Consider the following 18,753-nt stretch of genomic DNA (forward strand, 5'->3'; position numbering starts at 1 on the left):
CCCTTCGCCCGGGAGCGGCCGCTCAGCCGGTGAGGATCGTCGAGTCGCCGCGCGGCCCCACTGCGACGCGGAGGCCGATCGGCAGCCGCTCGCGCATCGCGTCGACGTGGCTGATCAGGCCGATCGTCCGACCGCCCGACCGCAGCTCGTCGAGCGTGCTGAGCGCCGTCTCGAGCGTCTCGGCGTCGAGCGAGCCGAAGCCCTCGTCGATGAACATGGTCTCGAGCGAGATGCCGCCGGACTGCGCCGTCACCACGTCGGCGAGGCCGAGGGCGAGGGCGAGCGAGGCGAGGAACGTCTCGCCGCCGGAGAGCGAGGCGGGCTGCCGGCGGACGCCGGTGAAGGCGTCGAGCACGTCGATCCCGAGGCCGGAGGCGGCGCCGCGGTAGGCGAGCGAGTCGTCGTGGGCGAGGGCGTAGCGGCCGCTGGTCATCGCGTCGAGGCGGAGGTTCGCCGCGGTCACGATCTCCTCCAGGCGTCCGGCGAGGGCGAAGGCCTCGAGGTCCATCCGGCGCGTGTTCTGCCCCCGGCCGGAGACGGTCTCGGCCAGCGCGCGCAGCTCCTCGTGGCGGTGGAGACGCTCACCCAGCACGGCGAGGCGGCCCGCGGCCGTCGCGGCGAGCTCGGCCAGGCGCTCCGAGCGGTGCTCGAGCACGGAGAGGCCGGCTCGCGCCTCGTCGCGACGGGCGGAGGCCTCGCGCGAGCGCTCCTCGGCGGCGGCGAGGTCGACGGCCGTGCCCGGCAGTCCGCGGAGCTCCGGGTCGGACAGCACCGCCTCCGTCGCGCTCCGCCGTCGCTCGTGCTCGGCGACGACGGCCTCGGCCCGAGCCCGGTCCCCGCTGGCGAGCGCGGCCGACTCGGCCTCCTCGGCGGTCGTGAAGCCGCGCTCGGCGAGGACCTCGGCGAGCTCCTCCCGGGCGGCGGCGGCGGCCTCGGACCGCGAGACGGCCGCCTCCTCGGCCTCGACCAGGGCGACGGCACGGCGGCGCTGGGCACTCAGCTGCTCGACCCGCGAGGCGACGCTCGTCGCGCCGTCGCGGAAGGCCTCGACGCGCTCCCGCAGCAGCCGCAACGCTTCAGCGGCGAGGGCGGACTCGTCGGCGCGGGCGCGGTGCTCCTCGCGAGCGGCGTCCCGTCCGGTCGTGAGAGCGTCGATCCGGGTGCGCAGCCGGGTGCGCTCGCGCCGCAGCTCCTCCATGCGGGCGGCGGCGCGGCGCGCCGAGGCGAGCCGCTCCTCGTGCGCCGGGCGGAGCGACTCCGGATCCGCGTCCTCGCCCACACGCTCCTCGAGCGCCGCGAGAGCCCGAGCCGCGGCTCCCTCGCGCTCGCGGGCGCCGTCGAGGGCGGCGGCGGCGCGCTCCACCGCGACGCGGGCCCGGTCGAGGTCGTCGGTGCCGACCGTCGTCGGGCCGTCGTGCTCGGCCGGGCGGGGGTGCTCGCACGAGCCGCAGACGGGGCAGGGCTCGCCCGGCTCCAGCCGCTCGGCGAGCTCCCCGGCGAACCCGGCGAACCGGCGCGCGATCAGGGCGGCCTGCTCCGCGGCGCGCTCGCCGTGGACCCGCGCCGCGTCGGCGTAGGCCGTGCCGAGCCGCTGCAGACCCGCCGCAGTGAGATCGCGCTCGAGGGCCGCGGCGATCCTCCGCTCGAGCGCGGCGAGCTCGTCGACGCGCGTGGGGACAGCGGCGGCCTCCCCGGCCAGGGACTCCTCCTCGGCGGCGAGCGCGTCGACGCGGGCGGGCAGCTCGCGCAGCTCCGCCTCGATCCCCGCGAGCGCGGTCGCCGCCGCCTGCTCGGCGCGTGCGGACCGCTTGGTGACGCGCTCCGCGTCGGGGAGCCGGCGCTCCTCGGCCAGCGCCTCGGCGAGGGCGCCGAGGACAGCGGCGAGCCGTTCGGCCGTCTCGGCGGCCGGGCCCCCGGACGCGTCCCCGTAGGCGTCGGCGGCGAGGTCGCGCTGCTGCCGGGCGGCCCGCTCCTTCTCGGCGGCTGCCCGGGCGGAGCGGAGCAGCGGCAGCACGCCGTCGGCCCGGCGCGCGCGCTCGATCGCGGCCCGCTGCTGCTCGACGTGCGCCTCGGCGACCACGAGCTCCTCCGCCTCGATGAGGGCGCGCCGGCGCCGCTCCTGGCCCCGGGCGATGCGCCGTGCCTCGTCGAGAGCGGTGCCCGCGGCCTCGTGCGCCGCGTCGGCCGCGGCGGAGCCGGCCCGGGCCGCCTCGAGCGGAGCGGCGAGCCGCACCGGCAGCCCGGCGAACCAGGCGGCGTCCGGCAGAGGCGGCTCGGCTCCGTCATCGAGGAGCCGGACGGCCTCGTCCGCGAGCGCCGTCACGGCCGCGCGCTCCTCCTCGAGCCCGACGGCGCTCGCGTCGCGCTGCTCGAGCAGGCGGCGGCGGAGCAGATCGAAGCGCTCGGTCGCGAAGAGCGTGCGCAGGAGCCGCTGCCGGTCGTCGTTCTTCGCGAGCAGGAACTCGTGGAAGCGGTTCTGCGCCAGCAGGATCACCTGGAGGAACTGGTCCTTCGTCAGGCCGACGATCCGGCCGATGTCGGCGCCCACCTCCTTCGCGCTCGACGAGAGCCCGACCCAGGTGCCGTCGACCTGCTCCAGCAGCTCGACCTTCGCCGGCTGGGTCGTGGTGCCGGTGCCGCGCCGTTTCGGCCGCTCGTACTCGGGCGAGCGCCGGACGCGGTAGACGCGCCCCGCCGCCTCGAAGTCGAGCTCGGCGAAGGTCTCGTCCTCGGGGCCGCTGTGGTCGCTCCGCAGGCGCGAGGCGGTGCCGTCGAAGCGGGGGACCGAGCCGTAGAGCGCGAACGCGATCGCGTCGAGGATCGTCGACTTGCCCGCTCCGGTGCGCCCGGCGATGAGGTATACGCCCACGTCCTCGAGCCGGTCGAAGTCGACGCACTGCTCGGCGCGGAACGGTCCGAGTCCGGCGAAGGCGAGTCGGTGGATCCTCACCGCAGAGCCTCGGCCTCGACGGCAGCGAGCGCGTCGAGGGTGAGGGCGCGCTCGGTGTCCGTGGCGCCGTGACCGCCGCGGACGTGGGCGAGGAAGTCGTCGACGACCTCCACGTCGCTCCGCCCGCGGATCCGCTCGGCGTACGCGCGCGGCTCGGCCGCGGCGTGCGGGGGCCGGTGCTCGAGCGTGGCGCAGCCGGGGAAGCGCGACTGCAGGCGCGCCATGGCGTCGAGCGGGCGCACGGGATCGGTGAGCACCGCCGAGACCCAGTCGCCCTCCACCTCGGCCAGGGAGGGATCGCGCAGCAGCTGCTGGAGCTCGCCTTCGATCACGCTGAGCCTCCTCGGCACGGGGAGCGGCGACCACTCGACGCCCTCGAGCCCCTCGGGCCCGATCGTCACCAGCCAGGCACCGCGCGGCTTCGACGCCTCGCCGAACGAGTAGTGCAGCGGCGCTCCGGAGTAGCGCACTCCCGGCAGCAGCTCGGCGCGTCCATGGATGTGCCCGAGCGCCGCGTAGTCGGCCGCGGCGAAGTGCTCGACCGAGACGTAGTCGAGCCCGCCCGCCGTGATGTCGCGCTCGAGGACCGCGGCCGGGGCTCCGACCGCGAAGCAGTGCGCGAGCACGACCCAGGGACGGCCCGCCGCCTCGGCGGCGGCGCGCACCCGCGCCATCGCGAAGGCGAGCACGTCCTCGTGGCGGCGCAGCTGCTCCTCCGGGTGCCGGTGGCGGTAGAGGGCGGGCTCGAGGAAGGGGATGCCGTGGACGCCGACCTCGAGCCCGGACGCGTCGCGCAGCACGACCGGCTCGGCGTACGCCTCGGGGTCGGTGAGGACGTGGACGCCCGCTCCGCGAAGGAGCCCCGCCTGGAAGCCGAGCCGGGCGGGGGAGTCGTGGTTGCCGCTGGTGAGGACGACCTCGGCGCCGGCCGCGCGGATCGCCTCGAGCGTGCGGGTGAGGAGGGTGTAGTGCTCCGCGGCGGGCACGGCGGAGTCGAAGACGTCGCCGGCGATCAGCACCGCGTCCACGCGCTCGGCCCGCACCGTCTCGACCAGGGCCTCGAGCACGGTCGCGAGCGCCGCCGTCGTGGAGTGCCCGTGGAAGGTGCGGCCGATGTGCCAGTCCGAGGTGTGCAGCAGCTTCACGGTCGTCCTTCCTCTGCGTCGTCCCGGGGGAGCGACTCCAGGCTAGTGAGGCCCTCCGACACCGGCGGCGCAGCGGACACCTCCCGTTCACCGGGAGGTGCACAATAGGGCGTCGGTCGAGCAGAGGAGATGGTCGTGAAGCTGCCCCGCGTCCCCGCGACGATCCTGGGTCTGGGCTCGCGCACCCGCGCCGCCGCCGAGGACACCGCTCCCATCCAGCGTCTGCGCCCGGACGACGAGCCGGTCCGCACCAGCACGGTCGACAACGCGATCTACCAGGACGGCCGCCGGGTCGTCTCTCCCGGCAGCATCCCGGAGGCGCTCGCCGCCCTGCAGAAGCTGCCCGACGCGATGGCGTGGATCGGGCTGTACCGGCCGAACGCGGCCGAGCTCGCCGCGCTCGAGGACGAGTTCTCGATGCACCCGCTCGCCCTCGAGGACGCGATCAGCGCGCACCAGAGGCCCAAGCTCGAGCGGTACGGCAGCGACATGTTCGTGGTGCTGCGCGCCGCCAGCTACTCCGACCAGCGCGAGGAGGTCGACTTCGGCGAGCTCCACCTGTTCGTGGGGTCGAACTTCGTCGTCACGGTCCGCCACTCCGAGAAGCCCGACCTCTCGCTGGTGCGGCGGCGGATGGAGGCCGATCCGGAGCTGCTGCGCGTCGGCCCGGTCGCCGTGCTGTACGCGATCCTCGACGCCGTCGTGGATCAGTACTCGCCCGTCGTCGCCGGTCTCGAGAACGACATCGACGAGATCGAGGCGCAGGTCTTCGAGGGCGACCCGGCGGTGTCCCGCCGCATCTACGAGCTCAGCCAGGAGGTGCTGGACTTCCAGCGCGCGGTCGCTCCGCTGACCGGCATGCTCGGGCGGCTCGTCACCGACTTCGAGGTGTTCCAGTCGGATGTGGAGCTGCGCCGCTACATCCGCGACGTCGCCGACCACGTCGCGCTCGTCACCGAGCGGGTCGACGGCTTCCGCACCACGCTGCGGGAGATCCTGGCGGTGAACGCGACCCTCGTCGCCCAGCGCCAGAACGAGGACATGAAGAAGCTCGCGGAGGTGGGCAACCAGCAGAACGACGAGGTCAAGCGGATCTCCGCCTGGGCGGCCATCTTCTTCGCGCCGACCATGATCTCGAGCATCTACGGCATGAACTTCGACGTGATGCCCGAGCTGCACGTGGCGTGGGGGTACCCGGCGGCGCTCGCGGCGATGCTCGCCTCGAGCGTGGTGCTGCACCGGCTCTTCAAGCGGTGGGGCTGGCTCTGAGCCCGCGTCCCGCGACGTGTCAACACCGTGACGGTCCCGGAGGCTCCGCGTAGCGTCGCTCGCGGGCCGTCCGGCCCCTGAACGGAGGGACTCCCGATGACTCCGGAGGACACGACCACGACGGCCCCGCGGCCCCGCTCCCTCTGGCGGGCGGGCGCGGCTCCGATCCCCTCCGACGAGTTCGTGCCGGGCGCGCACTACGACGACGTCGTGGTCGGCGCCGGGCTCACCGGGCTGGTCACCGCGCTCCTCCTGCAGCGGACCGGCCGGCGCGTGCTGGTGCTGGAGGCGCGGGAGGTCGGCGCCGTCACGACCGGGAACACGACGGCGAAGCTCAGCCTCCTGCAGGGAGCGCACCTCTCCCGGATCGCGGAGCGCAACATCCCCGCGGTGACCGAGGCCTACGTCGCGGCGAACCTCGCGGGCTTCCGCTGGCTGCTCGACTACTGCGAGGGCGCGGGCGTGCCGGTGCAGAGGCGCACCGCCTACAGCTACGCGCAGACGCCCGAGGGCGTGGACGCCGTCCTGAAGGAGCATGCGACCGCGCGCCGCTTCGGCCTCGCGACCCTCCTCGTCGGCGAGCTCGACGTGCCGTTCCCCAGCACGGCGGCCGTCGCCCTCGACGACCAGGCCCAGTTCGACCCGATGGACGTCCTCACCGCGCTCGCCGCCGACTTCCGCGCCGCCGGGGGCAGCCTGGTGCAGGGCGTCCGGGCCCTCGGGATGCGAGCGACCGCTCCCGTCCGGGTCCGCACCAGCGCGGGCCCGGTGACCGGGGACCGGGCCTACCTGCTCACGGGGGCGCCGATCCTCGACCGCGGCCTCTACTTCGCCAAGATCGCCGCGCTGCGCTCGTACGCGGTCGCGTTCCGCACCGACGCGCCGATCCCCGACGGCATGTACCTCTCGGTCGACGAGCCGTCCCGCTCGGTGCGCGACGCCGAGCGCGACGGCGAGCGGCTCCTCCTGATCGGCGGCAACGGCCACCCGGTGGGGCGCAGGCCCGTCACCTCGGAGGCGGTGGACGACCTGGTCGCCTGGACGCGGCGGTCCTTCCCGGGGGCGGAGCCGGTCGCGCAGTGGAGCGCCCAGGACTACGAGCCGTTCCACCGCGTGCCGTTCGTGGGCTGGCTGCCGCGGGGCCGCGGACGGATCTTCCTGGCGACCGGCTACGACAAGTGGGGGATGACCAACGCGGTGCAGGCCGCGCTGACGCTCGTCGCCGACCTCGAGGGCGCGACGCCGGCCTGGGCGAGGACGCTGCACCGCCGGCCCACGCTGCCGCGGGTGATGGCGGAGGGGCTCGGCGCCGGGCTGGCGGTGGGCGCCTGGTACGCCCGCGGCTGGTCGGCAGCGCTCCGCGCGCCCCGCTCGGCCGGGGTGGTGCCGGCGGAGGGCCAGGGCTCGGTCGCCCGCGACGGCCTGCAGCCCGTCGCGGTCTCCACCGTGGAGGGGCGGCGCTGCGCGGTGTCGGCGGTGTGCCCGCACCTGGGCGGGATCGTCACCTGGAACGACTCGGAGCGCAGCTGGGACTGTCCGCTGCACGGCTCCCGCTTCGCAGCCGACGGGACGGTGCTGGAGGGGCCGGCGGTCGAGCCGCTCGCCCCGCTGCGCTAGTCCGGCCGTCGGCTCCGCGGAGCCGAGCCGACGGCCGGCCCCGCAGAGCAGGCGGCTCAGTCCTCGTCCGCTCCGGGCTCCGCGACCTCGTCGCCGTCCGCGCCCGAGGCATCGCCGGTCGTGTGCAGATCGGTGTCGCCCGGGATGCTGAAGTCGCTCAGCGGGTCCAGGGGCTTCTTGTCGTCGGTGTCGTCGCTCATGCCTGCCACCCTACGAGCGTCCGGCGAGGCGCTGCACCGCGGCGACCGGGATCGACAGCCACTCCGGCCGGTTGCGCGCCTCGTAGATCGCCTCGTAGACGGCCTTGTCGAGCTCGAACGCGTCGAGCACCGCCCGGTGCGCGGTGACCGCGTCGCCCGCTTGCTCGGCGTAGCCCTCGAGGAACGCGGCACGGCTCGCCGCCGCCCACGCCGCCCTCGAGGCGCCCGGCTCGGCCTGCTCGTGCGCACCCGCCGCGTAGTCGAAGGAGCGCAGCATCCCCGCCACGTCGCGCAGCGCCACGTCGGGAAGACGGCGCTCGTGCATGGGCCGCAGCGGCTCGCCCTCGAAGTCGAGGAGCACCCAGCCGCGATCGGGCACGGACAGGACCTGCCCGAGGTGGTAGTCGCCGTGGATGCGCTGGAGCCTCGGCCACGGCGCGGTCTCGGCGGCGCGGAACACGGCCTCGATCGCCTCCGAGTCCTCGGCGATCACGGGGACCTCGGCCGAGGCGATGCGCAGGCGACGGCGCATGGCCGCGACCATCCGCTCGACGACCTCGGACGTGGTGTCCTCGGTCGGCATGACCTCCGCCAGCGTCGCGTGCACCTCGGCGGTGGCGCGGCCCAGCTCGCGGGCGGGTCCGGTGAAGTCGGAGTCGGCGGCGACCGCCTCGAGGGCGACGCGCCACGCGTCCTGGACCCCGGGGAGGAACTCCTGTGCGAAGGCGAGGTGCCCGAAGGCGCGGCCCGTCTCCTCGCCCTCGTCGTCCCACTCGCCGGTCACGTTGCCGAGCACGGGCGGGACGAGGGCGCTCCCGGCGGCGTTGAGCGCCGACTGCACCGTCACGTCCGGGTTGTCGCCGTGGTGGAGGGCGCGGAAGACCTTGACGATCACCGGGGTCGCGTCGGATCCGTCGTCGGCGGTGGTGCGGACGATCACCGAGGTGTTCGACTGCTCGCCGCTGAGCACCTTCGAGGACGCGAACGCCCCGATCGCGGCACCCGGCTGCCGGTGGCCCTCGGCGCGGGCGCCGCCCTGGGCGCCGTCCTCGTCGGAGCGGCCGCCGTCGGCGATCATGCCGAGCAGGGCGCGGGCGAACACCGGGTCCCGTGGAGCGTCGTACACGAAGTGCACGTCGTCGGAGTAGACGAGGGCGTCCTCGAGCCCGGGCACCGGAGCCGCGTGGACGGTCACCGGCACCTGGTACAGCACCGGGCTCGTGCCTGCCCGGTCGATGAAGAGGTGGTCCACCACCTCCGCCTCGCCGGGGTGCAGCGACCAGGCGCCGCGGACCTCCAGCTCGGGGCGCCGCCCCTTGCTCGCGTACCACCTCTGGTCCGCCACCCATGCGGCGATGCGTTCGATCGACAGGCCTGCGCTCATGCTCTTCCCTCCGTCGGCACCCCGAACCCTACTGGCCGCGGACGACGGGCGGAGGGGCTTGCGGCGGGGCGCTCAGGCCAGCTCGAGCACGTCCAGCGTCCAGGCGTACTCGAACGCGATCTCGCGCCAGCGCTCGTAGCGTCCGCTCACCCCGCCGTGTCCCGCGGTCATCTCGGTGCGCAGCAGCGCGGGAGCGCCGACCTCGCGGAGCCTGGCCACCCACTTCGCCGGCTCCACGTAGAGCACCCGGGTGTCGTTGAGGCTCGTCGTCGCGAGGATCCGGGGGTACTGCACGTCCTCGCGGACGTTCTCGTAGGGCGAGTACGACTTCATGTAGGCGTAGACCTCGGCGTCGTGCAGCGGGTCGCCCCACTCGTCCCACTCGATCACCGTGAGCGGGAGCGACGGGTCGAGGATCGAGGTGAGCGCGTCGACGAACGGGACCTGCGCGAGGACGCCGGCGAACGCCTCCGGGGCGAGGTTCGCGACCGCGCCCATCAGCAGGCCGCCGGCCGACCCTCCCTGCGCGACCAGGCGGTCCGGAGTGGTGAAGCCCGCGTCGACCAGGTGCCGCGCCGCGGAGACGAAGTCGGTGAAGGTGGTCCGCTTCGCCAGCGTCTTCCCGTTCTCGTACCAGGAGCGGCCCATCTCCCCGCCGCCGCGGACGTGCGCGACGGCGAAGACGACGCCGCGGTCGAGCAGCGAGAGGCGCGCGATCGAGAAGCCAGGGTCGATGCTCGCCTCGTACGAGCCGTAGCCGTAGAGGAGGAGCGGCGCGGGGGCCGAGTCCGGATCGGCGGCGTCGCGGCGCCAGACGAGCGAGAGCGGCACCCGCGTGCCGTCCTCCGCCACGGCCCACTCCCTCCTCTGCACGTACAGCGCGGGGTCGTAGTCGCCGAGCACCGGCTGCTGCTTGAGCACCGTGCGCTCGCCCGTCGCGACGTCGAGCGCGAGCACGGTCGAGGGGGTGACGAACGAGGTGTAGGCGAGGCGGAGGGAGGGCTGCTCCCACTCCGGGTTCCCCGCCAGGCCCGCGTCGTAGAGCGGCTCGTCGAAGACGATCTCCTCGAGCCGCGCTCCGGCGCCGTCCTCGCGGAGCAGCCCGAGCCGGGTGGCTCCGTCGGCGCGGTACGAGACGACGACGTGCCCGGCGAAGGCGTCGACGCCCTCGATCCGGCGACCCTCGCGGTGCGGCACCACCACGCGGCGCTCGCGGGCCCGGGCGTCGGCGTCGAGCGACAGGTCGGCCGGCTCCTCGACGATCTCGAAGTCGAGGGCGCCGTCGTTGTGCACGATCAGCAGGCGGTCGCGCCCGTCGACGACGGCGTGCTCGACCTCGTACTCCACGCCCTCGCGGCGCGGCCACACCGAGCGGAAGGAGCCGGTCGGGTCGGACGCGTCCAGCAGCAGGCACTCGCTCGTGATCTTGCTCCCGATCTCGATGACGAGGAAGCGGCGGCTGCGGGTGAGGCCCACGCCGATCCAGTAGCGCTCGTCGGGCTCGGCGAAGACGACCTCGTCCGGGGTCCCGGCGCCGACCTCGTGCCGCCAGATCGTGTCGGGGCGCCAGGACTCGTCGACGGTCGGGTAGAAGACGAAGCGCGCGTCGGCGCCGAAGGTCGCTCCGCCGCCGGTGCCCTCGATGACGTCCGGCAGGTCCTCGCCGGTCTCGAGGTCGCGGATGCGGAGGGTGTAGCGCTCGTCGCCCTCGACGTCGGTGCCGAAGAGCAGCCGTCGGCCGTCCGCCGAGACGTCGAAGCTGCCGAGCGAGAAGAAGTCGTGTCCCTCCGCCTCCGCGTTGCCGTCCAGGACGACCTGCTCGCCCTCGAGTGGACCGCCCTCGGCGATCGACGGCGGCGTCCAGTCGTCCGGCCCGCTGATCGGCGCCCGGCAGTGCACGGCGTACTGGCGGCCCTCGTAGGAGCGCGAGAAGTACCACCAGGAGCCCTCCCGGACGGGGACCGAGAGGTCGGTCTCCTTCGTCCGCGAGCGGATCTCCTCGAACAGGCGCTCGCGCAGCGGAGCGAGAGGAGCCAGCACCGCCTCGGTGTACGCGTTCTCGGCCTCGAGGTGCGCGATCACCTCGGGGCTCTCCTTCTCGCGCAGCCACTCGTAGTGGTCGACCACCACGTCGCCGTGGTGGCGGCGCTCGAGGGGGACGCGGCGGGCGACGGGCGGAACGGGCGCGGTCATCGCTCCAGCCTAGGGCGAGGGCGCCCCTGGCCGCCCCGGGGTGCCGCAGCGGCGCCGGGCGTGATCACAATGGAGCATGGCCAGCGGTGCGGAGAACGAGTCGGCGACGTCCCGGGCGGGCGGTGCGCGGAGAGTGCAGACCGAGGTCGAGCGCAAGTACGACGTCGACGCGGGCACCCGGCTGCCCGACCTGTCCGGCACCGGGAGCGTCGCGAGCGTCCGCACGGAGGAGCCGGTGACCCTCCGCGCCGAGTACTTCGACACCGCCGAGCGCGCTCTGTCCCGGGCGCGGATCACGCTGCGCCGCCGCGAGGGCGGATCCGACCAGGGCTGGCACGTCAAGCTGCCCGGCTCCTCCGGCCGCACCGAGATCCACGCGGAGCTCACGGCCTCGCGCACGGTCCCGTCCGCCGTCCGCGAGCCGGTGCTCGGGCAGGTGGGGCGCGCGCCGCTCGAGCCGCTGGCGCTGCTCGAGACGGTCCGCTCGATCACCCGCGCCCTCGACTCCCACGGGCGGGAGCTCGCCGAGATCGCCGACGACCTGGTGACCGCTCGCGACCAGCGCACCGGCCGCGAGCGGCGCTGGAGGGAGTGGGAGGTCGAGCTCGTCGACGTCCCGGGGGACGAGGGCGAGCGGGTCCTCGACGCGATCGAGCAGCGCCTCCTCGCCGCGGGCGCCCGTCCGGCCGCCAGCGCCTCCAAGCTCGCCCGGGCCACCGGCGGCCCGATCGAGGAGACGGTCCCGGATCCCCGCAACGGCGGGGAGGCGGCGCTCGCCGCGGTCCGCTCGCTCCTGCGCGAGCTGCGCGCCGTCGACCCGCGGGTGCGCCTCGAGGCCGACGACGCCCTGCACCGGATGCGCGTGCTCGCGCGCCGGCTCCGGTCCGTCCTCGCCGCTTCCCGCTCCGTGCTCGACCGTGCGGCGACCGACCCCGTGCGGGACGAGCTGCGCTGGCTGGGAGGGGTCCTCGGCGCGGCCCGCGACCAGGAGGTGCTCGCCGAGCGGTTCCGCGCCTCCCTGGCGGCCGTCGAGGGCGCCCCGAGCACCCCCACCGCCCTGCTGGAGGAGATCGAGCACCGGCACGCCTCGGCGCTGCGCCGCGTCGACCGCACTCTGCGCGGCGGCCGCTACCTCGCGCTCCTCGCCTCGCTCGACGCCCTGCTCGCGGATCCGCCCCGCACCGCGCGGGCGGGCTCGAGCGCGACGGCGCTGGTGCGCCGCTCCGTCGCGAAGGACCTCGCGCGCATCTCCGCGGCGGGCTCCGCGGCGGCCGGCGGCTCGCTCGAGGCTCGTCACGACCTGCGGAAGGCGGCGAAGCGGCTCCGCTACACCGTGGAGGCGTGGCGGGCGGTCGTCCCCGAGGCCGTCGGCGCCCGGCGCCGCTCGCTCGCCGAGGCGGGCGAGGACCTCGCCGACGCCCTGGGGGAGGAGCGCGACGCGCTCGCCGCCCGTGCGCTGATCCTGGAGGAGGCCGATCGCAGCGAGGAGGGAGCCTTCGCGCTGGGGGTCGTCGCCGCCGAGGAGCGGCACCGCGCCAGGCGGGCCGCGAAGGCCGCGGAGAAGGCGGGGGACCGTCTGGGGTCGCTCTCGCGCTGACCGTGCGGCCCCGCGGTCGCTGTCAAGCCGACGGCCCGGTCACACGGACGAAATCCACGGCGGATAATGTGAATCATGCCTTCCGTCCGTGCTCTTCCGTCACCGCTCCTGCGCCCGCGCCACTTCGACCGCGACGACGTCGTGGTCCATGCCGGCCTGTTCTCGCTGGTGAACTCGAGTACGACGCCCCGCGCGGCCTGGACCGAGGACCTGATCGCCATCGGCGAGGTCCTCGACGCCGCCGAATTCCCCTACCGCCTCATCCGCGGCACCGACGGCTCGCCCTTCCTCGCGGTGGACCGCGTGCTCGGCGCCGAGCTGGCGACGCTGCTGGCGCGCGCCTTCGCGACCGAGCCCTTCTACGCCAAGACGGTCGACAAGCGGGGCACCCCGCCGCAGCTCCTGGCCGAGGGCGTGCTCGCGCCGTATCCGCGCGCCTCCGTCTTCAAGCTCTTCCGCCCGCGCGTCTCCTCGACGGGATCGCTGCGCTACGGCGCCCGCAGCGGCGTCCGCCTTGAGCTGTGGAAGGTGGGCGAGGAGGAGATCATCACTCCCGCCGAGAACGCGCTCATGCGCAACAGCCTCCCCGTCGCCGAAGCCATCGACGCCCACGTCGAGGCGTACGGCCGCACCTGGCCGACGTTCGAGGGCATGTTCGAGCCGCTCGTCAGCGACATCCGCTTCGAGGTCGACATCGTCTTCTCGTGGGTCGACGGCACCGACCTGGAGTTCCAGCGCGCCCGTGCGGCCCGCATGGCGAGCTACGTGGTGGGCGAGGGCGACGACGCTCCGGCGCGCTTCCGCCAGATCGACGAGCTCAAGTACGCCCTGCGCAGCGTCTACATGTACGCGCCGTGGATCCGGCACATCTACATCGTCACTGACTCCCCGCGCCCGCGCTGGCTGGACGAGCACCCGGACGTCACCCTCGTGCGCAGCGAGGACCACTTCCGCGACCTCTCGGTGCTGCCGACGCACAACTCCCACGCGGTCGAGAGCCAGCTGCACCGCATCCCGGGGCTGGCGGAGCACTTCCTCTACTCCAACGACGACATGTTCTTCGGGCGCCCGGTCGACCCGTCGATCTTCTTCTCGCCCGGGGGCATCACGAAGTTCATCGAGGCGACGACGCGCATCGGCATGGGCGACTCCAACGCCTCCCGCAGCGGCTTCGAGAACGCGGCCCGCGTCAACCGGCGCCTGCTCCGCGAGCGCTTCGGCGCGATGACGACCCGTCACCTCGAGCACGCCGCCACGCCGCTCCGCAAGACCGTGATGGCCGAGCTCGAGGCCGAGTTCGAGCCGGAGTTCACCGCGACCGCCGCGAGCCGCTTCCGCTCCGCGAGCGACGTCTCCGTCACCAACTCGCTCTACCACTACTACGCGCTGATGACCGGCCGCGCGGTCGTGCAGGAGAACGCCTCGGTGAAGTACGTCGACACGACGATGCACCAGGGGCTGAAGGACATGCGCAAGCTCCTCAAGAACCGCGGAGTCGACTTCTTCTGCCTCAACGACGGCAGCTTCCCCGAGATCTCGGCGGAGGCGCGCACCAAGGCCGTCATCGGGTTCCTCGAGGAGTACTACCCGATCCCGGCTCCGTGGGAGCGCGAGGACTGACCGTGGGCTGGGCCGTCGGGGGAGCGGTTGCCGGGCTGCTTCTCGGCCTGGCGAGCTCGCTCGTGTTCCCGGGCATCGGAGTGGGAGCGGGCGTCGGCGTGGGCGTCGCGCTGGCCGCGGCGCTGGCGTTCGCCGGATGGCTGTTCGCGCGGGACCGCGCCGGCGGGCGCTGATACCGCCGGCCGTGTCCGAGGACGCGGTCGACGCGGCGCCCGGAGGCGTCGGGGCGACCCCGACGCCCCGTCGCGTCGCTACGCGCTGACGCCCACCCGCTCCACGAGCGGCGGGTAGAGCTCCTCGTCCCGGGCGACGGGGGCCGCCGTCGCCGCGGCGATCTCGACGCCGTGGTCCGCGAGGATCCGCTGCGTCTCGTTCGCCGAGACGTAGGACACCTCGGTCGAGGCGCCGATCGGCACCACCGAGTGCAGCACCGTGCCGTCGTAGACGTGGATCAGGTTGAACGCCTGGGCGCCGTTGCGGGCGCGTGTCGCGCCGACCGGCACGTTGAGGTCCTGGGTGTAGCAGGTGGCCGACGCGACCGAGACCGGGATGCCGGCGAACATCGCCGTCGACGAGTAGTGCAGGTGGCCCGCGATGATGCTGCGGACGTCGGAGCCCTCGAGCACCTCCGCGAGGGCGGGCTGGTCGCGCAGCTCCACGAGGACCGAGAGGTCGAGCACGCTCGGCACCGGCGGGTGGTGCAGCGCGAGGATCGTGCCGTGCGGGGCCGGGCTGGAGAGCTCCTCCGCCAGCCAGTCGAGCTGCGCGTCCGAGATCTCGCCGTAGTGGGCGCCGGGCACGGTGGAGTCCAGCGCGATGATCCGGAGCCCGTTGACGTCGTGCACGCGGTCGACCGGCTGCGTGGTCGGGAGCTGGTCGAGCAGCCCCGAGCGGAACGCGCCGCGGTCGTCGTGGTTGCCCATCACCCAGATCACCTCGGCGCCGAGGCGTGCGGCCGCGGGCTCGACGACGGCGCGCAGCTTCGCGTACGCCTCCGGCTCGCCCTTGTCGGCGAGATCACCCGTGATGACGACGGCCTCCGGACGTCCGCCGGACGCCTCCAGCTCGTCGAACAGGAGCCGCAGCTGGGCCTCGCTGTCGACGTCGGAGCCGTACAGGCCGCCGTCTCCGGCGATGAAGTGGGTGTCGCTCAGGTGAAGGATGAAGTGGTTGGGCCGGGGGTACTCGGCCTGGCGGAGGGACATGATCCTCGGGTTCCACGATCGGCGGGAGCCGGATCACGCGACCCGGCGTCGGCACTTGCGCACTGCTCCAGCGGAGGCGACCCCGCTGCGATCAGTCCATCATCGCGGGGTGAACTCCGGGCCAACACCGGTCGGCGCGTCATCGAACGGTTCTCCCAGGTTGTGCCAGGGACGCCGCTCCGATGTCCTCCTCCGACCCGGCGGTCCCGACGCCGGGCTCAGAGCCGCGCGAGCAGGCGCGCGTAGAAGGCGATCGCGCGCTCGAACTGGTCGGCCTCGACCGACTCGTCGACCCCGTGGATCCCGAGCTGCTGCCGCGGGCTGATCTCGAACGGGATGAAGCGGTAGACGTGGTCGCTGATCGCGTGGAAGTGCCGCGCGTCGCTGCCGCCGGTCTGCACGTACGGAGCGACGACCGCCTCCGGGAACGACTCCTGCACGACCGCGCGGAGCAGGTCGTACGGCCCGCCGTCGCCGCGCTCGCCGGTGGGGGAGACGGGGGAGGGCTCGTGGGCGACCTTCACCTCGACCTCGACCTCCGGGTCGTCGATGACGGCGCGGATGCGCTCGACCACGCCCGCCACGGTGCCGCCCGGGTTGATCCGCACGTTCGCGGTGGCGCTGGCGCTGGAGGCGAGGACGTTCGCTCCGGTGCTGCCGCGCAGCTCGGTGATCGCGACCGTCGTCCGCAGCATCGCGGCCGAGCGGTTGGAGTGGGCGGCGAGCGCGCCGACGACGGCGTCCGGGTGCTCGTGCGGGCGGGCGTACCAGACGGCGTGGGCCGCGTCCGCGTGGTCGGCCGCCGCGCGCACCAGCTGGGCGATCGGCTCCGGGAGGGTCGAGGGGAACGGGTTCTCGGTCAGGCGGTGGATCGCCCTCGCGAGCCGCTGGGTGGCGAGCAGCCCGGGCGGGGGCGGCGGAGCGGAGGCGTGGCCGCCGACGTCGCGGCAGGTCAGCTCGAGGTTCATGATCCCGCGCTCGGTGACCCCGATCACGGCGAGGGGGGTCGTGACTCCGGGCAGGATGCCGCGCCGCACGTTCCCGCCCTCGTCGAGCACGAGGCGCGGGCGGACCCCGCGCGCGCCGAGCAGGGCGACGACCGAGGGGGCGCCGTCGCCCGCCGTCTCCTCGTTGTGCGTGGAGAGGAGGTACACGTCGTGCCGGGGCCGCTCGCCCCGCAGGACGGCCGCCTCGACCGCCTCGAGGAGGGCGACGAGGGAGCCCTTGTCGTCGAGGGCGCCGCGCGCCACGACGGAGGTGCGGCCGTCCGCGGCGACGACCGTCTCGGCCGCGAACGGGTCGTGCGACCATTCCGCCGCCGTCACGCTGACCACGTCGTAGTGGGCCATCAGCACGGCCGGCTCGCCCGGCTCCTCACCGCGCCAGCGCCAGAGGAGGGAGTGGCCGGCGACGGTCTCGGACTCCAGCGCCGCGTGCAGCGCCGGGTAGAGCTCGGCGACGAGCTCCCGGAAGGCGTGGAAGCGGCTCCAGTCGGTCGCCGACTCGTCCGAGTGGGACACGGTGTCGACGCGCAGCAGGGCCTGGAAGCGCTCGAGCGCGGTCGTCGTCACCGGGCTAGCCTACGACGGCGGTGCCGGGCTCCCGGCCCGTCGGAGCGGAGGTGCGCGGTGGGGCTGCCCGAGGTCTGCGTCGTCTACGTCCTCCGCGACGGCCCGCGGGGCGCGGAGGTGCTCCTCGGCTGCAAGCGCAGGGGCCTCGGCGAGGGCCGCGTGGTCGCCCCCGGCGGCAAGCTCGAGCCCGGGGAGTCGCCCGTCGACGCGGCCGTCCGCGAGCTGGAGGAGGAGGCGGGGCTGGTCGCCCTCCCGGCCGACCTGGAGCCGCGCGGCGTGCTCGACTACTCCTTCCCCCACCGGCCGGCGTGGAGTCAGCGCTCGCACGTCTTCCTCTGCCGCCGGGTCGCCGGCGAGGTCACCGAGTCGAGCGAGCTAGCCGCCGCGTTCGTCCCGGTCGAGGAGGTGCCGTTCGAGCGGATGTGGGATGACGCCCGCCTCTGGCTGCCGGGCGTGCTGCGCGGGGGCGCGCCCGTGCGCCTCCGGGTCGAGTTCGGCGCCGACCTCGCGAGCGTGGCCTCGTGGGGGCCGGCCGACGCTCAGACGAACGTTCCCGCCACCAGCAGCGCCAGCAGCGAGATCACCGAGGCGATCGAGAGCGTCAGCGAGTAGGCGGTGAACGTGCCCCGCACGGTGAGGCCGAGCACGGACTTGAAGAGCCAGAACGCGTTGGCGTTGACCATCCCGAGGAAGAGCGCGCCGGAGCCGGCGGCCAGGGCGATCAGCGCCGGGTTCACGTCGAGCACGGGGATCAGCGGGGCGACGATGCCGACCGCGGTGATCGCGGCCGTCGAGACCGAGCCGATCGCCGCGTGCAGCACGGCCGCGACGACCCAGGTGAGCAGGATCGGCGAGAGGGCCCGCCCGTCGAAGGCGCCGGCGAGCGCGTCGCCGACCCCGGTTCCTCCGACCACGGCGGCGAGGCTGCCGCTGACCCCGGTCAGGACGACGATCGGGCCGCTGCGGGTCAGTGCTCCGCCCAGTGCCGTGGCCACGGCGCCCTTCGGGAGCGTCCGCAGTGCCGTCGCGTAGGCCAGCACCAAGCCGGCCAGCAGCGCGATGTGCGCGTCGCCGAGGAACCGCAGGAGGGGGACGTCGAGCTCGGCCAGCTGGGTGAGCGAGTTCGCGGCGATCAGCACGATGGTGAGGGCGATCGGAGCGACGGCCAGCGCGAGCGGCACCCGCCGCGTCGCGAGCGCCGTGCCTCCCGTGGCCGCGCCCGCCTCGGGCTCGAGAGCGGGCCCCGGGACCGCCCCGCCCTCGAGGTCGCGCTCGTCCCGCCAGCCGCCGCGCTTCACCAGGGCGCTGTACACCAGCACGGTCAGCACGATGGTGACGATGCCCAGCGGGGCGCCGATGGCGACCATCGACGGCAGGGGAGCGCCCGCGATGCCTGCCGTGGCCAGCGCGGCGGCTCCGGGGACGACGAAGACCACGCCCACGATCATCCCGACGATGGAGGAGCCGGCCAGCAGCCCGTAGCCACCGGCACCGAGCCCCCGCGAGGCCAGACGAGTCAGCGGTGCGCTCATCACGACCAGCACGTCGGAGTAGATCGAGGGGAAGGCGACGCCCAGGGTCAGCGCGTAGGCGACCGGGAGCGCGCGCCGACCGAAGCGCTTCACGAGCCAGCGGGCGAGCAGCGGGGCCACGCCCAGCGCCTCCAGGAGCGATCCGAGCAGCAGGCCGAGCGCGATCAGCAGGCCGATGTCGCCGAGGACCGCGCCGAATCCGGACGTCATCGCGGTCACCGTCCCCTCGCCGCCCTGCCCCGAGACGAGGCCGAGCCCGAGGGCCGAGACGAGGAGGGCGATCACCGGCTCGACCTTCAGCACGACGATCAGGACCACGACGGCCACGATCGTGAGCAGGATGAGGAGCGCGGGCCAGTAGTCGGTCATGGGCGGTCCTTCTGTCGAGGAGCGGGAGGGCCCGGAGACCGGGTCGCCGCGAGCCGTCCAGCCCCGGCCGTGGTGCGCCGCCAGACGGACGATCGCGCGGA

The 18,753-nt window shown here is 74.5% G+C and carries 14 protein-coding genes; 6 read left to right on the forward strand and 8 right to left on the reverse strand.

Annotated elements, in window-relative coordinates; translation table 11 throughout:
- Window positions 1-22: 22 nt before the first annotated feature.
- A complete protein-coding gene (locus C5C56_RS03735; RefSeq protein ID WP_104319128.1) occupies window positions 23-2,950 on the reverse strand; it encodes an AAA family ATPase in 2,928 nt (975 codons plus the stop codon).
- Entirely contained in the window at window positions 2,947-4,095 is a 1,149-nt protein-coding gene (locus tag C5C56_RS03740) for an exonuclease SbcCD subunit D (RefSeq protein WP_104266985.1), read from the reverse strand. Before C5C56_RS03740 ends, C5C56_RS03735 begins: the two co-directional genes overlap by 4 nt.
- 129 nt (window positions 4,096-4,224) lie before the next feature.
- Here C5C56_RS03740 and C5C56_RS03745 point away from each other — a divergent pair, with 129 nt between their 5' ends.
- Window positions 4,225-5,364, forward strand: coding sequence for a magnesium and cobalt transport protein CorA (locus tag C5C56_RS03745; protein WP_104262517.1), 1,140 nt, complete (start codon window positions 4,225-4,227; stop codon window positions 5,362-5,364).
- Window positions 5,365-5,460: 96 nt separating this feature from the next.
- Window positions 5,461-6,981 (forward strand): FAD-dependent oxidoreductase, encoded by a 1,521-nt coding sequence (locus tag C5C56_RS03750; RefSeq protein WP_104319129.1) that lies wholly within the window; start codon window positions 5,461-5,463, stop codon window positions 6,979-6,981.
- A 56-nt stretch (window positions 6,982-7,037) separates the two neighbouring features.
- On the opposite strand, the gene C5C56_RS17715 is transcribed toward C5C56_RS03750, so the two are convergent.
- The 3 genes from C5C56_RS17715 to C5C56_RS03760 all read right to left on the reverse strand — a co-directional run bounded on the left by C5C56_RS17715 (window position 7,038) and on the right by C5C56_RS03760 (window position 10,758).
- Window positions 7,038-7,181 carry a hypothetical protein gene (locus C5C56_RS17715; RefSeq protein WP_159914626.1) on the reverse strand — a complete coding sequence of 48 codons (144 nt, stop codon included), beginning with the start codon at window positions 7,179-7,181 and terminating at the stop codon, window positions 7,038-7,040.
- Between the two features lie 10 nt (window positions 7,182-7,191).
- Window positions 7,192-8,565: a phosphotransferase gene (locus C5C56_RS03755; RefSeq protein WP_104319130.1), complete on the reverse strand. Its 1,374-nt coding sequence runs from the start codon at window positions 8,563-8,565 to the stop codon at window positions 7,192-7,194.
- 72 nt (window positions 8,566-8,637) lie between these two features.
- The gene (locus C5C56_RS03760) at window positions 8,638-10,758 is read right to left on the reverse strand and encodes a S9 family peptidase (protein WP_104309734.1); all 2,121 of its coding nucleotides are present in this window, start codon (window positions 10,756-10,758) and stop codon (window positions 8,638-8,640) included.
- Between the two features lie 76 nt (window positions 10,759-10,834).
- On the opposite strand from C5C56_RS03760, the gene C5C56_RS03765 reads away from it, so the two are divergent.
- The 3 genes from C5C56_RS03765 to C5C56_RS17720 all read left to right on the forward strand — a co-directional run bounded on the left by C5C56_RS03765 (window position 10,835) and on the right by C5C56_RS17720 (window position 14,148).
- A complete protein-coding gene (locus C5C56_RS03765; protein ID WP_104319131.1) occupies window positions 10,835-12,355 on the forward strand; it encodes a CYTH and CHAD domain-containing protein in 1,521 nt (506 codons plus the stop codon).
- A 75-nt stretch (window positions 12,356-12,430) separates the two neighbouring features.
- Window positions 12,431-13,975 carry a stealth family protein gene (locus tag C5C56_RS03770; protein ID WP_104233778.1) on the forward strand — a complete coding sequence of 515 codons (1,545 nt, stop codon included), beginning with the start codon at window positions 12,431-12,433 and terminating at the stop codon, window positions 13,973-13,975.
- 2 nt (window positions 13,976-13,977) lie between these two features.
- Window positions 13,978-14,148 (forward strand): hypothetical protein, encoded by a 171-nt coding sequence (locus C5C56_RS17720; protein WP_159939285.1) that lies wholly within the window; start codon window positions 13,978-13,980, stop codon window positions 14,146-14,148.
- Between the two features lie 78 nt (window positions 14,149-14,226).
- Here C5C56_RS17720 and C5C56_RS03775 read toward each other — a convergent pair whose 3' ends face one another.
- Window positions 14,227-15,180 (reverse strand): phosphodiesterase, encoded by a 954-nt coding sequence (locus tag C5C56_RS03775; RefSeq protein ID WP_104237890.1) that lies wholly within the window; start codon window positions 15,178-15,180, stop codon window positions 14,227-14,229.
- 218 nt (window positions 15,181-15,398) lie between these two features.
- Window positions 15,399-16,751: a M20/M25/M40 family metallo-hydrolase gene (locus tag C5C56_RS03780; protein ID WP_104309736.1), complete on the reverse strand. Its 1,353-nt coding sequence runs from the start codon at window positions 16,749-16,751 to the stop codon at window positions 15,399-15,401.
- 57 nt (window positions 16,752-16,808) lie between these two features.
- On the opposite strand from C5C56_RS03780, the gene C5C56_RS03785 reads away from it, so the two are divergent.
- Window positions 16,809-17,363 carry an 8-oxo-dGTP diphosphatase gene (locus C5C56_RS03785; RefSeq protein WP_181137553.1) on the forward strand — a complete coding sequence of 185 codons (555 nt, stop codon included), beginning with the start codon at window positions 16,809-16,811 and terminating at the stop codon, window positions 17,361-17,363.
- Here C5C56_RS03785 and C5C56_RS03790 read toward each other — a convergent pair.
- Entirely contained in the window at window positions 17,291-18,652 is a 1,362-nt protein-coding gene (locus C5C56_RS03790) for a GntP family permease (protein ID WP_104225615.1), read from the reverse strand. The genes C5C56_RS03785 and C5C56_RS03790 overlap by 73 nt on opposite strands.
- Window positions 18,653-18,753: the final 101 nt, after the last annotated feature.

The sequence above is a fragment of the Rathayibacter sp. AY1D1 genome (assembly GCF_002932635.1).
GTDB lineage: Bacteria > Actinomycetota > Actinomycetes > Actinomycetales > Microbacteriaceae > Rathayibacter.